This window comes from Advenella mimigardefordensis DPN7, assembly GCF_000521505.1.
GTDB classification, from domain to species: domain Bacteria; phylum Pseudomonadota; class Gammaproteobacteria; order Burkholderiales; family Burkholderiaceae_B; genus Advenella; species Advenella mimigardefordensis.
The window spans coordinates 1,268,926-1,283,180 of record NZ_CP003915.1 but is presented as its reverse complement, the minus strand read 5'-3'; the positions used below and the strand labels follow the sequence as shown (position 1 = coordinate 1,283,180).

The following is a 14,255-nucleotide window of genomic DNA, read 5'->3' as shown; positions in this document are numbered from 1 at the left end:
CGTATTTTTCATGAGCGCTTCCGAACATATCGCTTTCCTGGTTTCCAATAAGCTTGGCGATTCCCTGTTACTGCTCCCACTGGCGCACAATCTGCTGCGCAAAGGCCACCGTGTCACCGTATTCGGACGGCAGGTGCATGCACTGGCCGCGTGGTTGCCCGGGCTTGAGGTCCGGCCTATCCCTTCTGAAGGCCTGGCGGCGCTCACTGAATTTGACAGTATATTCCAGATGGATGTGGATCAGCCCCTTATGCTTGATCCACACAACTGCCCACGTCCACTGCAATCGTTGACCATCTGGCTGCATCAGAACCCTGTACGCTCCACCCTTTTTCTGGATGAATTACGCCAGTTTGCCCTGGCGGTTTATGGTATTGAAGACTGGTCCGATGCCTGCGAGCTGATGCCCCTGCATCCGGAGCGCGGACGGCAGAACAGCAAGCGTATTGTGATTCATCCAACAGCGGGGACAGCCGAGCGTTATTGGTCTGATGCCAGGTTTATTCAACTGGCGCAACGCTTGTCTCGCGATGGCTATGACGTTCACTTTGTCGTTGAAGAACGCGAAGCAGCGGCATGGCAGGCTGCCGCAAAGGGGCAGCCGTTCACGGTCAACCAGTTTGCATCACTGCGGGCGCTGGGCGAATTTATTCATGAATCCGGATATATGATCGGCAACGATTCAGGCATTGGCCACCTGGCTTCGGCACTTGGCGTGCCCACCGTGACTATTTCTCATCGGCCCCGTAATATGCTGCGCTGGCGCCCTCAATGGGCCGCTGGTGTTATCGTGCCTCACTTGTGGTTGCCGCTACGCGCCTGGCGTCGCAAATACTGGCGCTTTGCCGTCACTGTCCCGGCAGTGATGCGATCATTACGTCAGTTGCAGAAACAGGAAGCGCGCAGTGACAGGCCAAATGCGGCGGCTGCGCCGAAGCCCGGAGGGGCTGTGGCGACTGAGACACCGCAGGCATAATCATCATTGCAGCGTCTGTCATTCAGGCGATCAGCCTTACCGTTGACCTACCTGGCGGTATCAGTCAGTCTTTTAATGTATCGCCCCAATCTGCAATGGCATCAGCGGTTTCAACCGGCTTTTCTGCCGGCAACGCGTGACTTGCGTTGTCGATCACTTTGACCGTTACCCGATCACCGAACTCGTTCTTCAATTCGTCACGCGAAGCCTGCGGACGAAAAGGATCAGCGCCGCCTTGCAAATCAAGCATGGGGGCTTTGCCACCGGCCCACCAGTCATCCCGATTAGTCAGTTTGCGGGCCGCGCGCTGGCTTTGCGTCACCGCTTGATTCCAGCCTTCAAGCCAGGGCTCGGGGTCGCTGCCCTCTGCAAAAAAAGCCAGTTTCAACCCATCAAGACGTTGCTCGCGTGAGGACGCAGGATCGTTGATCATCGTGATCGCCTCGCTCAGCTCCTTTGGCCAGGTCTTGGCGCCAGCAGCGACAAGTACGACACCGCGCGCCAGCTCCGGGTGATCCGAAGCCATCGTACGGGCAATCCAATTGCCATACGCGTGTCCCGCCAGAATGGCGTTATTGCCTTCGTTGCGGATGACGGCCGCAAAGTCGTTGGCAAAATCATGAAACGACACACCGTCCATGGGACCGTGACTGCCCCCGATACCACGGGGTTCCGGTCGCAACACGCGGTAACCGCGTTGCGCGAGCCTTTCAGCCAGCGGACCAAACTCCTGCGTCCCCCGCCCGGTAGAAGCAATCAGCAGAACAAGCGGCCCGTTTCCCTGGGCGCGATAACTGATCGTCGCAGCACCATTGTGCACCGACTTAAGCGCAGGCGCGTCTGCATACACCGCTCCCGTGCTAATCATTCCCATGACGCCAAGTGCAAGGGCCGTGGCCCGAAAACGCATTGTCATCTCTGCTCTCCCGTTTATTATGTTTGAAATCGATTCATCGTGGCCGTGTACCGGTCCGCTTGATGCCCCGTGCAGTTGCGGCACATAAATTGATCAAAGGAAACACTGGAAGCCAATCACCAATGGCATACTTGTCCTTTAATACATCGCGCGCTCATCCTAACCGCTAATCCATTTAATGTCAATAAACCATATTATTGACCTTTTAATATAAACATGAATTTGGTATCCACTGCGTACAGGCATTCCTGTTTTCAATGGTTAGTACCATTCCAACAATGAAAAGTCGATGTTGTCGAGACCACCATGCACAATACCGAGACGATTAGTGAAATCAAACGACGTGGCATGGCTGCATTCGATGAAAGGCTCTGCAGACACAATCAACCACACACAACCACTTCCACTCCCTGTTCACGTATCGCCTGCAACACGGCCTGATCGGCAGCGGCATCGGTGATTAAACGGTCCACCTGCGACCAGGGACAGATACGAAAACTCGCGAACGCATTGAGCTTGGTATGGTCTGCCATGACAGTGGTACAACTGGCGGCCGCAATAAAAGCGCGATTCATGGAAGCGTCTTCACTATCACGCATGAAAATACCTGCAGCCGAGACCGCATGTACCCCCAGAAAAGCCTCGCGAATCTGAATACCGGATAACACATCATTGTCGGCGCGCTCAATCGTGGCCTGCTTGCGCGGATCCAGGCGTCCGGCCAACACGTATACGTGAGCCAGATGGCTTTGTCCCGCCGTTGCGGCAACGGTCAGACCATTGGTGATCACATGCAGGTCCTGATGTCCGCTTAACGCCTGCGCCAACGCATGAGCGGTCGTGCCGGCGTTAATAAGAATGCTGTCCCCGTCAGAAATGTATTGCATGGCGCATTCGGCAATAGCGGCCTTTTCAGCCGATTGCTGGCGATGTCTTTCCGCATAGTTATACATCTCATAGCGGGCGTTGCCTTCGGCAAGCACCTCTTGTGAAACCACCGCTCCGCCATGAGTGCGTTCAAGCAATCCTTTTTCACCCAACTCCAGCAAATCACGCCGGATGGTAATTGGCGAAGTGGAAAATGCGCGGGCCAGGTCCCGGACTGTCACGGCGTTGGTTTCCTGCATACGCGCCAGAATGCGCTGTTGACGTTCTGCTTTGAGCATATATGATCCCTTTGAGCGACGAGCCATGTCGATAACACGAACAAGCGTGATTCTATCTGATAGGCACAAAGATCGCAATTGATCGTTTATGTTCATATCAATGTCATATTTGATCGTTAAAGTAGCGTCATGAAATCACATACAACCTACAAAACGATCATTTTTGATCTGGATGGCACACTTTTGGACACCTGGCCCAGCCTGTTACAGGCCGTAAGCACAGCCGCTACAGGAGTGACCACGATTGAACCGGCCACGCTGCGCCTGGCATTAAGCCAGGGACTGAGCGCCATGTTTGCGCAGGCCGCAAAACAGATGGCACTGGACGCCGAAGCGACTCAAGCGTCTATACACGCCATGGAACGTACTTATTTTGAACAGGCGCTATCCGCAGCAGTGCCTTACCCAAAGACAAGTGAAATGCTCGCACAACTTCATGGCGCGGGCTTCACCCTGGCGCTGTGCACCAATCGTGATCGTGCCTCAACGCTGACTCTATTGGAACAGGTCAGTTGGCTATCCCTTTTTTCACATATTCATTGCCTGGACGATGGTTTGCCAGCCAAACCGGACCCGGCTGCCATTCTGGCCACCTTATCGCATCTGCAATGTCCGTTGCAGGATGCATTATTCGTAGGCGACTCCTGGGTCGACGCTCGTTGCGCGTCTCAGGCAGGCGTCGATTTTGCTGCCCATCTTTGCGGCTATCACACTGATCCAAGTGAACTGGCCGGTGCCGTGCTGAGCTACCGTCATGCACATGAGCTCAGTCAGTGGCTGGCCGCAAGATTTACCCTTAAACCGGAATTGCATTATGACTGATATTGTTCTTGATCACATCAGCAAGTCTTACGGCAGCACGACCGTTCTTGACAAGCTCTCACTGACCATTCGCAATGGCGAATTCCTAACCCTTCTCGGCGCGTCTGGTTGCGGAAAGTCAACCCTGCTCAAACTATTGGCCGGGCTGGAAATGCCCGATACCGGGACCATCAAAAAAGGGAGTACAGACCTGCTCACGCAGTCGCCCGGTGAAAGAGACTGCGCAATGGTGTTCCAGTCTTACGCACTCTATCCTCACATGACGGTAGGCGACAATATCTGCACGCCACTTTATATGCGTAGTCTGCACTTTACACAAAGGCTGCCGGGAGCACGCTGGATCAGCCCGGCGGCACGCCGCAAAACACACGATGCGCAACAGCAGGGGAAAAAAATTGCCGAGATCCTGGGCATTGCCCACCTATGGGATCGCAAACCGGTACAGCTCTCCGGTGGCCAGCGCCAGCGTGTTGCACTGGCGCGTGCGATGGTACGACGACCCTCCCTGTTTCTGTTTGATGAACCGCTTTCAAATCTGGATGCCAGCCTGCGCCAGTCGTTGCGCAGCGAAATCCGCCAACTGCATGATGAACTGGGTGTCACCTTCGTTTATGTCACGCACGACCAGCACGAAGCCATGTCCATGTCTGATCGTATCGCCGTCATGAAAAGCGGCCACATTCTGCAACTGGGTACACCTCAGGAAATCTATCACTCCCCCAGTCATACCGATGTTGCCGCCTTCGTGGGTGCTCCAAGGGTCAACTTTCTGACGATCACAAAAAATGCCTCGGGACACGCCTGCCTGCAGGATCAGCCAGTGTACGACCGCTTTCCACCGGCAGCAGCACAACTGGCATTTCGCCCGCAACAGGCGTCATTGATCGCCTCAGAAGGCACATTGAGTGTCAAAGGTCAGATTGCCCTGATCGAATTTACCGGGCCCGAATGCATGGTAACCATGCAAACTGCGGCCGGCGAAACGGTCGTTGTGGTACTGGAGAGGAATCCGCATTTGAAAACAGGTGATGTATTGCAGGTGTATGTGCCACATACTGCCTGGCACGTATTTGATGCGCAAGGTCACAGCCTGCACCGGCACGGCCAATGCCTGTCGTTGGCAGCCTAGGAGTGACGTATGCGCATCAAACCACTGCAACTATCGCTGTTACTCGGTCCATGCATGGTTTTAACGGTATTGCTGTTGATCGTGCCTCTGCTCATCGTGGCACTCATGTCTTTGACCGACTGGCAGTTCGGCGCCCCTGGCTGGAACTGGGTTGGACTGGGCAACTATGTGGATCTCTGGAACGACACGACCTTTCGTAAAAGCTTTGCCAACACCGTGTATTACCTGGTCATCGTATCTGTCTGTTCTATTGCGATCGGGCTCAGCGTTGCCTTGCTGATTGAATCCCATGCTTCCCTGCGCGGCTTTTATCGCACTGCTTTTTTCATGCCAGTTGCATCCACGCTGATCGCCATGGCGGTGGTATGGCAATTTCTCATGCATCCCACGGTTGGATTTCTGAACGAGATGCTGTCCTGGGTTGGCATAGGTCCCCAGAACTGGCTGAACGATTACGACCTGGCGCTGCCGTCACTGGCCGTGATCGGAATATGGCAAATGTCCGGCCTGGCGATGGTCATGTTTCTTGCAGGCCTGAAAAATATTCCAGTTGAATTACGCCACGCGAGTTTGCTGGACGGCATGCGCCATCCGCTGGACCGGCTGCTGCGAGTGACGCTGCCCATGCTGGGCCCCACCATGCTGTTCGTGGTTACCGTCTGCTGCATTCGCTCCCTGCAGGTTTTCGATACGGTTCACGCCCTCACTCAGGGCGGACCGAACAAGTCAACAGAAGTGCTCCTGCATACGATTTATTCCGAAGGCTTCGCTTTTTTCCGCATGGGTTACGCCGCCGCCATTGTGCTGGTGTTCGTCGCCTGCATTTTCATACTCACCTTAATCCAGCAGATTGGCATGGAAAAACGGACACATTACCAATGAAAAATCCAGCACACGCTTCGCTTTCCTGGCAAGTATTCCGACATGTCGTACTGATGGCGGGAGCTGCTGCGTTCCTGCTGCCCTTTGTCTGGATGCTGTCCACTTCCCCTGAAACCGGCAGATGAAATATTCCGTGAAGGTTTTCATCTTTTGCCGCAACACTGGGCCGCAATTGAAAACTATACCAAAGCACTGACGCAGGTACCGCTGCTGCGCTATTTATTCAATGGCGTCCTGGTTTGTGCAGGCATCCTGATTCTGCAAATCATCGTCGCGCTGCCTGCTGCCTATTGCTTTGCCAAGCTGCAGTTTCGGGGCAAACGGCTGGCCTGGGGATTAGTGTTGATGTCACTGATGATTCCCTTTCAGGCGACGGCGATTCCGCTATACATCCTGCTATATCACGCAGGCCTGCTGGACACCATGGCCGCTCTGATTATCCCGTTTATCGCTTCCGGCTTCGGTATTTTTCTGATGCGCCAGTTTTTCATGGGCGTACCCAATGACCTGATTCATGCAGCCCGCCTTGACGGCATGAACGAACTCGAACTGGTCTGGCGCGTCATGATGCCGGCCGCCATGCCAGCGCTGATCGCATTCTCAATCTTCTCCGTCGTGTGGCACTGGAACGATTATTTCTGGCCCTTGCTGGTTATCAATACCGCTGATCTTGCCACTCCACCGCTGGGAACCATGTTCTTCAAGAACGAAGAAGCCGGAACCGATTTCGGACCACTCATGGCGGGTACCGTCATTATCACACTACCACTCTTACTGTTTTTTCTGTCCGCGCAGAAGCGCTTTATCGAAGGTGTCACCCTCTCGGGTGTCAAAGGTTAACAAAAGGAATTTATGATGCAAACCAAACATTTATTACGCGCCCTGGCATGTCTGTCCCTGACGAGCAGCGCGGCCTATGCCGCCAAAATCGAACTCATCGTTGACTATCCCTATCCAGATGTATTCAATCAGGTACACGCAGACATTGCCAAACGCTTCACCGAAAAGTTTCCCGACTATACCGTTAAATTCCGCGCGCCTACGCCTGAATATGAAGGGGCCGCGCAGCAGGCATTACGCCATGCCGTTACCAGACAACTGGCCGACGTGTCCTATCAGGGTCTGAATCGCCAGCGCGTTTTTGTAGATCGCAATATCGCTGTAGAACTCACGCCATTCATTAACGCCGAAAAAGACTGGGATCAAAGCGGCTACAGTCCTGCTCTGCTCTCGCTGGGACAGGTCAATGGCAAACAGGTAGGCATCGGCTTTTCGCTATCGACCCCGATTGTTTACTACAACATGGATTTGCTGAGCAAAGTCGGCGTCAAGGAAGACGCGCTACCCCGGACCTGGGACGAGATCATTGCCGTCGCCGACAAGTCACGCCAGGCTAATCCCGGCACCAATGGGCTGCATTACGATTGGGAGATTACCGGCAACTGGCTGTGGCAAGCCATGGTATTCTCAAAAGGAGGCTCGATGCTGAATGCTGACGAAACCTCTGTGACGTTCAACGACAAAATCGGCCAGGAATCCATTGCACAGATGGGCCGTATGGTGGAAAACGGCACGATGCAGAATCTGCGTTACAAAGATGCAACCCAGCTTTTCGTGACCGGAAAAATGGCCGTCCTGTCTTCCTCTACATCACGACTGTCTGGCATCGCTGAGCAAATCGGCGACAAGTTCAAGATGGTCACTGGCTACTTTCCTGTTTATGGCGAGCAAGGCAAAGTCCCGGCTGGCGGCAACGTAGCAATGATGTTCACCAAGGATCCTGAACGCCAGAAAGCAGCCTGGGAATACATTAAATTTGCCACCGGCCCTGAAGGCGCAACCATTATGACCAAGGGCACCGGTTACTTCCCGGCCAACACTTTGCCTATTGACGATCCGGCCAAACTCAAAGGTTACTACGATATCAATCCCAATCAGTACACTGCAGTCAAACAGATGCCGTGGCTGACCGGCTGGTATGCGTTTCCTGGAGAGAACGGCCTGAAAATTACAGATGTGATAGACGATCGTCTGCAAACCGTATTTGATAAATCGGCTCAACCACAAGCAGCACTGGAAGCCATGGCGCAAGACGTACAGAATCTTCTGAAGTGAGATAAACAAAATGAAATTCATCCATCTGACTGATACGCATCTGGTTGCGGACGCTGGTTTGCTATACGGCACCAATCCAAAACAACGCCTGCAGCAGGCGGTAACGCACTTGCTGGCGCATCAGCCCGACGCTCAGGCCGTCGTCATTACCGGCGATCTCACACACTACGGACACGCTGAAGCGTACGTTCATCTGCGTGAATGTCTGGCGCCATTGACCATGCCGGTCTATCCTATCTTGGGCAATCACGACAGCCGGGAACGCTTCCTGCAACACTTTGCGCATATCGACACCGACGCTAACGGTTTTGTTCAATACGCCCGCGATTTCGGCCCATACCTTGCCCTGTTTCTTGATACCAACGAACCGGGTGTACATTGGGGCGTATATTGCGAGACGCGTGCAAGCTGGCTGCGCGCACGACTGGCCGAATCAAACAAACCGGTACTGCTGTTTATGCACCATCCCTTTTTTCCAATAGGCATTCGCAGTATGGACGCCCTCTCACTACTGGACACATCCGCTTTTTTGGGTGCGATTAACGGTTTTGAGCATCGCATCCGCCATGTCTTTTTCGGTCACATCCATCGGCCTATTTGTGGCACATTCCGGGGCATGGCGTATTCAACCCTGCACGGCACCAACCACCAGGTCGCATTGGACCTGCATAGCGATGCAAGCTGCATCTATGGCAGTCACGAGCGGTCACAGTATGGCGTGGTGATGCTCAATGAAGAGCAAGTCCTGATTCATGCAGAAGATTTTCTGAATAGCGACCAGCGCTATCGGCTGCATGAAATGGCTGACTACGCTATTGCCACCGCCTGATCTGCGAATCGCCTTGCTCGACTATCTGAGCAAGGCCATCAGAGCACTACCCAGCCAACCGCAGGGCGGCCTCACTTTGCGTGAGACCGGCCCGCTTGCGCATAATACGGTATCCATCCATGCGTAAAACGAGCTGCAACGCTTGCTCTATACGACGCTTTCTTTGCTCGTCCAGATCTTGTATGGGTTGAACTGAACCAAGCTGTCATAGATCTGGCTGCCGCTATTGGCGTACGCCACGGACTCCGCACACCTGACGCCTTGCAGGCAGCAAGTTGTCTTCAACTGGGACCACTGCATCTGTTACTGTCTGGTGATGCTATATTCCAACGGGTTCAGGGATTGAATGTGGTTATGCTAAGTTGAGTCTGCGAAAAAACCGGCTAGAGATCTCCGTCGCTTGCGTATAATACGCTCTCTGCCCACATTCTCGGTACCTGTCAGCATTCACTGACCCTAACAATTGCGATCAGCAGCCGGCCTCGCATAGACCGGCTCCGCCCCATACCTTCACAATTATCAACAGGAATTCCCCGTGCTCCACATTATCATGGCGGTCATTGGTCTATACGTCAGCGCGCGCGGTATCTGGCCGCTTTCCCTGAATCTGACCTCCAAAATCGTTTTAACCGTTGTCGTCCTTTGCATTGCCGAACATCACCTGATCACCCGCACCTGGTTTGGCTCTATGGCCTCCCCGGAAATTCCCGGCTTAGTATTGACATTGCTGGGCTGGGCATTTTGCGCGTTACTTCTGCTGGGATTTTTTATTCTCGTCAAAGACCTGCTAGGAATGGTGGCCTACCCGTTATCTGCGGAAACCGGTCGGGTCCTGCTCGCCTCACCCCGACTGCTTGCCGCTCTTACTGTTACCACCCTTGTGATCGCCGCCGTTGGGGTCTGGAATGCAGTGAAGATTCCAATGGTAAAAACGATTGAGATCGCATTACCCGGATTGCCCGCCGCTTTTGATGGCTTTCGTATTGTTCAACTGACCGACCTGCATGCCAGCCGCCTGCTACAACGGCCCTGGATGGCTGCGGTTGTAGACCGGGCCAACGCGCTTGACCCCGATCTGACCGTCATTACCGGTGACATGGTTGATGGCACCACGTCGGCCAGGGCGGATGATGTAAAGCCATTGCAGTCGCTGAAAGCTAAACACGGCGTCATGGCGATACCTGGCAATCATGAATACTATTCCGGCTACGAAAGCTGGCTGACCGTATATAAGCAACTCGGGCTGCACATGCTGATCAACCAGCATACGACGATCACACAGGAAAATCAGCAGCTGGTGATCGCCGGCGTCACAGACCATGCGGCCAACGGCTTTGGTCTGCCCGAACCGGATATCGCTGCTGCCCTGGATCAGGTGCCGGCCAACCAGACCGTCATCCTGCTCAGCCACCGCCCGACGGGGGCCGCCGCTAATGCCAAGGCGGGCGCATCCCTGCAACTGTCAGGGCACACCCATGGTGGCCAGATTCTGGGAGCACACGTGCTCGCGAAGATGGCCAATGAAGGCTTTGTCGATGGCTTATATGATGTCGCCGGCATGAAGCTGTATGTCAGCATGGGAACCGGTTTGTGGAACGGGTTTCCAGTGCGGCTGGGGCGCCCGTCGGAGATCACGCAGATCGTGCTGCGAACCCAACGTTAATCGGAACCTGTGCTGGTCGCCACTCAGAGCCCGGGCGGCATATATGACACGCTCAAGCAGAAAAAGCCTGCCCATGACCTGACACAGCTCAGGTCATTTTTTTGACACCGCCATCAGTACATTAATCACTTTTGTGATTTTGCAAAAAAAATTACACGGCCCTGTCATCATTTTTATGTTAAAGTAATTTTCAGCTAATTGTAAGAATCAACATTTTGCCTAAGCCAGACGCTACTGGTGGCTCTGACCTCACCAGTACACATTGAACGCGACCCTGCAGGGCACTGCGCTCAAGCCGCGCCGACCATTCCCGCTCTGACTCCGGTTTCTGACGGAGACAGTATTTGCGGCACCCTCTGGCAGCACCCCGATATTCAGGCGCCTACTTCAGACGTGATGGCGCATTTGCCCCGCAACATTCATCTTTGTTTGACATTGTTTTTTTGTTTAACAACAAAGGATCCAGATGACTGATCAGAGCCAGAGCAAAGCCAGACCCCAACCCCAGCTTTCCGTTTTTGATGCTGTCACAATTGTTGTCGGGCTGGTCGTAGGCATCGGCATCTTTCGTACCCCCTCGATTGTTGCGGCCAATGTAGCGTATGAATGGCTGTTTATCCTGGTCTGGATTGTCGGCGGACTGATCACACTTGTGGGCGCATTGTGCTACGCGGAACTGTCGGCGGCGCATCCACATGCCGGCGGTGAATATCATTTTCTGTCGCGCGCCTACGGTCGTTCCGTTGCCATGATGTTCGGCTGGGCGCGCTGTACGGTTATCCAGACCGGCGCCATCGCAGCGGTTGCCTTCATGCTTGGCGATTATGTGGCACAAATCGTTCCGCTGGGGCCATATGGCCCAGCCATCTATGCCGCCATATCGGTTATTGTCCTGACTACGGTCAATTTTATAGGAACAGCGGAAGGCAAGAACCTGCAGATTATCGTCACCTTCATCGAAATCGCAGCGGTTATCGCCATCATTTTATTCGGACTGACGGGCTCGGCAGACGTCCCCGCGAACACCGAAGTGAGCGCCGATCCGCAAACGGCGGCATTGGGAATGGCGATGATTTTCGTGCTGCTCACTTATGGCGGCTGGAACGAAGCCGCTTACCTCACAGGTGAGCTCAAGGATGCGCCACGCAACATTGCCAAAGTGCTCATGCTGGGTACGCTCATTCTGGTGACGCTTTACGTACTGACCAATCTGGCCCTGGTCTCTATTCTGGGCCTGGACGGGCTGCGCGCCTCCAATGCAGTTGCTGCAGATATGATGCATGTGGTCGCTGGCGAACCCGGCAGGATCGTGGTCACGCTGGCGATCATCGTCGCGGCCATCTCGACCCTGAACGCAACCATCTTTACCGGCGCCCGGGTGTTTTATGTCATGGCACGAGACATGACTATATTGCAATGGGTCGCAGTGTGGGACAGGCGCGGCAAAACACCGGCCAACGGCCAGATTATGCAAGGCATGATCGCTCTGGCACTGATCGCCATGGGGGCCATCACCCGCGACGGCTTCAAGGCCATGGTGGACTACACCGCGCCCGTCTTCTGGGCCTTCATGTTATTAGTGGGGCTATCGCTCTTCATACTTCGCAGGCGTCATCCTGATCGTATCCTGCCTTACAAAGTTCCCCTATACCCCATTACGCCCATTGTGTTTTGCCTGACCTGCCTGTACATGTTCTATGCCAGCGTTGTTTACACAGGCGTGGCAGCACTGATCGGCCTGGCCGTTCTGGCTGCCGGAGCGCCCATTCTCCTGTTCCGGATCAGGGATGACCAGGAGTCCGACGGCCCTCAGACACAAGCCGAAGTCACTGCTTTGAAGTAATTACCCCAACAGGAGAGAATCGATGACTATGCCTGCAAAACCCCTGGTTGCCGCCCTGCTGTTTGCCATGATGGTAAGCCCGCCGCTAGCCGCACAAACCGCCGCCACGCAATCGGACAGCAACCCCGCAGCCGAAAAATATACGCCTTCTGTCGGACAACAGGGCAAGGACGTGGTATGGGTGCCCACCTCACAGGCGCTGGTAGACCGCATGCTGGAAATGGCTGAACTGACTGCAGATGACCGGCTGGTTGATCTGGGCTCGGGTGACGGCAGACTGGTTATTACCGCCGCCAAGCGCGGCGCAGTCGCACGCGGCATTGAGTTCAACCCCGACATGGTCGCCATTTCAAAAGAGGCCGCAAAAACTGAAGGCGTGACCGAACGTGCCGTGTTTGAACAGGCTGACATTTTCGAATCCGATTTTTCAGATGCATCTGTCGTCACACTGTTTCTGCTACCCAGTCTGAATCTGCGCCTGCGTCCGACACTGCTGGACATGAAACCGGGGACCCGGGTGGTGTCCAATTCATTTGCAATGGAGGCATGGGAGCCGGATGAATCAGTCGAAGTTAAAGAGAACTGCACCAACTACTGCCATGCCTATAAATGGATCGTTCCGGCCCAGGTAGCTGGCACCTGGAAAATAGGCGAGCGTGAGCTTGAATTGAAGCAGACGTTCCAGATGCTGGATGGCACACTGAGCGACGGCACCAACGAACGGAGAATCAGTAACGCACGCCTGAACGGGGCGAGCATTACCTTTTCGGTCGATGGACAGACATACTCAGGCCAGGTAGATGATAAACAAATGCGTGGAACCATAGATGGCAAAACAGACTGGACAGCACAGCTGGTGTCCATGCAGTAGCCTGTGATAAAAAACGGCAGCATACCGCCACCCTGCAGGCTGTAGTTTGATCAGGCAGATGACGCCGCTATATCGGGTCGCAGAAAATGCGCTTCCAGTTGTTGTTGCACACCTACCGCGAAATTGTGTACGACTTCATTACACAGAAAACCGACATGCGGTGTCAACAACACGTTTGACATACTCAATAACGGGTGATCAGGTGACAGCGGTTCGTGGTCAAAAACATCCAGAGCACAAAAGGCTAGACGCTTGTGTTGCAGAGCATCGACCAGCGCCCCGGTATGGATAAGCTCTGCACGCGAAGTATTGACCAGAATCGCGTCCGGGCGCATCCAGCCCAGGCGCTCCCGGTTCAGCAAGTGACGCGTGGTTTCTGACGGCACAAGGTGCATACTAACCACCAGCGAGGTTTCCAGCAGCTCCTGTAAGGACACAGCAAGCACATCATGTTCAGCAGCGCGTTCCGCAGTCATATTCGGGCTCCATGTGACAACTTGCATGCCAAGCGCTTTACCGAATGCCGCCACACGCTGACCAATCTGCCCTAAACCGATCAAACCCAGTCGTTTACCTTCCATCACGGGTGGCATAAAAGCAGACACAGCGGGATTGCGCCAGCGGCTATTTGAGACCGATAGCGTTGATTGAGGCAGACGTTTAACTGCCGCCAGAATCAACGCCCAGGTATGCTCACAGGTACTGGCCTTGGATGGTCCCCATGCCGTGTGTCCGACATGTATGCCGGCGCGTTCGGCTGCCTCAGCATTCAGGGTGCGGTTGCGCGCGCCGGTGGAGATAATCCGCTGCAAGTCAGGCAATTGTGCAATCAGGTTGGCGTCCACAGGCGTTCGGTCCCGAAACAACACCAGCACCTGAGCTGCCGAGAGTGCCGCAGGCAAGGCCTGCGGATCCAGCTTTTGATTATGAATAATGACATTCGCCCGCGACCGAATAGTCCGCCAGTCAACGCGGTCGCGCAGGACATTCTCCCAGTCGTCCAATACGACAACAGTCGGTTTATGCTCCATATGCTTACCTGC

14 protein-coding genes are annotated in these 14,255 nt (G+C 54.4%); 11 read left to right on the top strand and 3 right to left on the bottom strand.

Features of this window, described 5'->3' with window-relative positions:
- The first annotated feature begins 10 nt into the window (after positions 1 to 10).
- Positions 11 to 976, top strand: a complete 966-nt coding sequence (locus MIM_RS06010; RefSeq protein ID WP_025371859.1) for a glycosyltransferase family 9 protein — start codon at positions 11 to 13, stop codon at positions 974 to 976.
- Between the two features lie 64 nt (positions 977 to 1,040).
- Here MIM_RS06010 and MIM_RS06005 read toward each other — a convergent pair whose 3' ends face one another.
- Together MIM_RS06005 and MIM_RS06000 are read right to left on the bottom strand one after the other, a co-directional pair.
- On the bottom strand, positions 1,041 to 1,892 hold the full coding sequence (locus MIM_RS06005) for an alpha/beta fold hydrolase (protein ID WP_025371858.1): 852 nt from the start codon (positions 1,890 to 1,892) through the stop codon (positions 1,041 to 1,043).
- A 383-nt stretch (positions 1,893 to 2,275) separates the two neighbouring features.
- On the bottom strand, positions 2,276 to 3,058 hold the full coding sequence (locus tag MIM_RS06000; protein ID WP_025371857.1) for a DeoR/GlpR family DNA-binding transcription regulator: 783 nt from the start codon (positions 3,056 to 3,058) through the stop codon (positions 2,276 to 2,278).
- A 129-nt stretch (positions 3,059 to 3,187) separates the two neighbouring features.
- Between MIM_RS06000 and MIM_RS05995 the strand changes: the two genes are divergently transcribed.
- From MIM_RS05995 to MIM_RS05955, 10 genes are all read left to right on the top strand, one after another.
- Positions 3,188 to 3,880, top strand: a complete 693-nt coding sequence (locus MIM_RS05995; RefSeq protein ID WP_025371856.1) for an HAD family hydrolase — start codon at positions 3,188 to 3,190, stop codon at positions 3,878 to 3,880.
- On the top strand, positions 3,873 to 5,009 hold the full coding sequence (locus tag MIM_RS05990) for an ABC transporter ATP-binding protein (RefSeq protein ID WP_025371855.1): 1,137 nt from the start codon (positions 3,873 to 3,875) through the stop codon (positions 5,007 to 5,009). Before MIM_RS05995 ends, MIM_RS05990 begins: the two co-directional genes overlap by 8 nt.
- A gap of 9 nt (positions 5,010 to 5,018) precedes the next feature.
- Positions 5,019 to 5,891, top strand: a complete 873-nt coding sequence (locus MIM_RS05985; protein ID WP_025371854.1) for a carbohydrate ABC transporter permease — start codon at positions 5,019 to 5,021, stop codon at positions 5,889 to 5,891.
- Positions 5,888 to 6,016 carry a hypothetical protein gene (locus MIM_RS23585; RefSeq protein WP_281178010.1) on the top strand — a complete coding sequence of 43 codons (129 nt, stop codon included), beginning with the start codon at positions 5,888 to 5,890 and terminating at the stop codon, positions 6,014 to 6,016. The genes MIM_RS05985 and MIM_RS23585 overlap by 4 nt, the downstream gene beginning before the upstream one ends.
- A gap of 25 nt (positions 6,017 to 6,041) precedes the next feature.
- Positions 6,042 to 6,731: a carbohydrate ABC transporter permease gene (locus MIM_RS05980; protein ID WP_245592825.1), complete on the top strand. Its 690-nt coding sequence runs from the start codon at positions 6,042 to 6,044 to the stop codon at positions 6,729 to 6,731.
- Positions 6,732 to 6,743: 12 nt separating this feature from the next.
- The gene (locus MIM_RS05975) at positions 6,744 to 8,006 is read left to right on the top strand and encodes an ABC transporter substrate-binding protein (RefSeq protein WP_245592824.1); all 1,263 of its coding nucleotides are present in this window, start codon (positions 6,744 to 6,746) and stop codon (positions 8,004 to 8,006) included.
- 10 nt (positions 8,007 to 8,016) lie between these two features.
- Positions 8,017 to 8,835, top strand: a complete 819-nt coding sequence (locus tag MIM_RS05970; protein ID WP_025371852.1) for a phosphodiesterase — start codon at positions 8,017 to 8,019, stop codon at positions 8,833 to 8,835.
- Positions 8,836 to 9,370: 535 nt separating this feature from the next.
- The gene (locus tag MIM_RS05965; RefSeq protein ID WP_025371851.1) at positions 9,371 to 10,498 is read left to right on the top strand and encodes a metallophosphoesterase; all 1,128 of its coding nucleotides are present in this window, start codon (positions 9,371 to 9,373) and stop codon (positions 10,496 to 10,498) included.
- Positions 10,499 to 10,964: 466 nt separating this feature from the next.
- Positions 10,965 to 12,341: an APC family permease gene (locus MIM_RS05960; protein WP_025371850.1), complete on the top strand. Its 1,377-nt coding sequence runs from the start codon at positions 10,965 to 10,967 to the stop codon at positions 12,339 to 12,341.
- 22 nt (positions 12,342 to 12,363) lie between these two features.
- A complete protein-coding gene (locus tag MIM_RS05955; RefSeq protein ID WP_025371849.1) occupies positions 12,364 to 13,212 on the top strand; it encodes an SAM-dependent methyltransferase in 849 nt (282 codons plus the stop codon).
- A gap of 50 nt (positions 13,213 to 13,262) precedes the next feature.
- Here the strand turns inward: MIM_RS05955 and MIM_RS05950 are convergent, their stop codons facing one another.
- Positions 13,263 to 14,243 (bottom strand): D-2-hydroxyacid dehydrogenase family protein, encoded by a 981-nt coding sequence (locus MIM_RS05950; RefSeq protein WP_025371848.1) that lies wholly within the window; start codon positions 14,241 to 14,243, stop codon positions 13,263 to 13,265.
- Positions 14,244 to 14,255 lie beyond the last annotated feature (12 nt).

Coding starts and splice junctions, on each gene's coding strand:
- MIM_RS06010 (WP_025371859.1), top strand. CDS start 11: ATGAGCGCTTCCGAACATATCGCTTTCCTGGTTTCCAATAAGCTTGGC.
- MIM_RS06005 (WP_025371858.1), bottom strand. CDS start 1,892: ATGACAATGCGTTTTCGGGCCACGGCCCTTGCACTTGGCGTCATGGGA.
- MIM_RS06000 (WP_025371857.1), bottom strand. CDS start 3,058: ATGCTCAAAGCAGAACGTCAACAGCGCATTCTGGCGCGTATGCAGGAA.
- MIM_RS05995 (WP_025371856.1), top strand. CDS start 3,188: ATGAAATCACATACAACCTACAAAACGATCATTTTTGATCTGGATGGC.
- MIM_RS05990 (WP_025371855.1), top strand. CDS start 3,873: ATGACTGATATTGTTCTTGATCACATCAGCAAGTCTTACGGCAGCACG.
- MIM_RS05985 (WP_025371854.1), top strand. CDS start 5,019: ATGCGCATCAAACCACTGCAACTATCGCTGTTACTCGGTCCATGCATG.
- MIM_RS23585 (WP_281178010.1), top strand. CDS start 5,888: ATGAAAAATCCAGCACACGCTTCGCTTTCCTGGCAAGTATTCCGACAT.
- MIM_RS05975 (WP_245592824.1), top strand. CDS start 6,744: ATGATGCAAACCAAACATTTATTACGCGCCCTGGCATGTCTGTCCCTG.
- MIM_RS05970 (WP_025371852.1), top strand. CDS start 8,017: ATGAAATTCATCCATCTGACTGATACGCATCTGGTTGCGGACGCTGGT.
- MIM_RS05960 (WP_025371850.1), top strand. CDS start 10,965: ATGACTGATCAGAGCCAGAGCAAAGCCAGACCCCAACCCCAGCTTTCC.
- MIM_RS05955 (WP_025371849.1), top strand. CDS start 12,364: ATGACTATGCCTGCAAAACCCCTGGTTGCCGCCCTGCTGTTTGCCATG.
- MIM_RS05950 (WP_025371848.1), bottom strand. CDS start 14,243: ATGGAGCATAAACCGACTGTTGTCGTATTGGACGACTGGGAGAATGTC.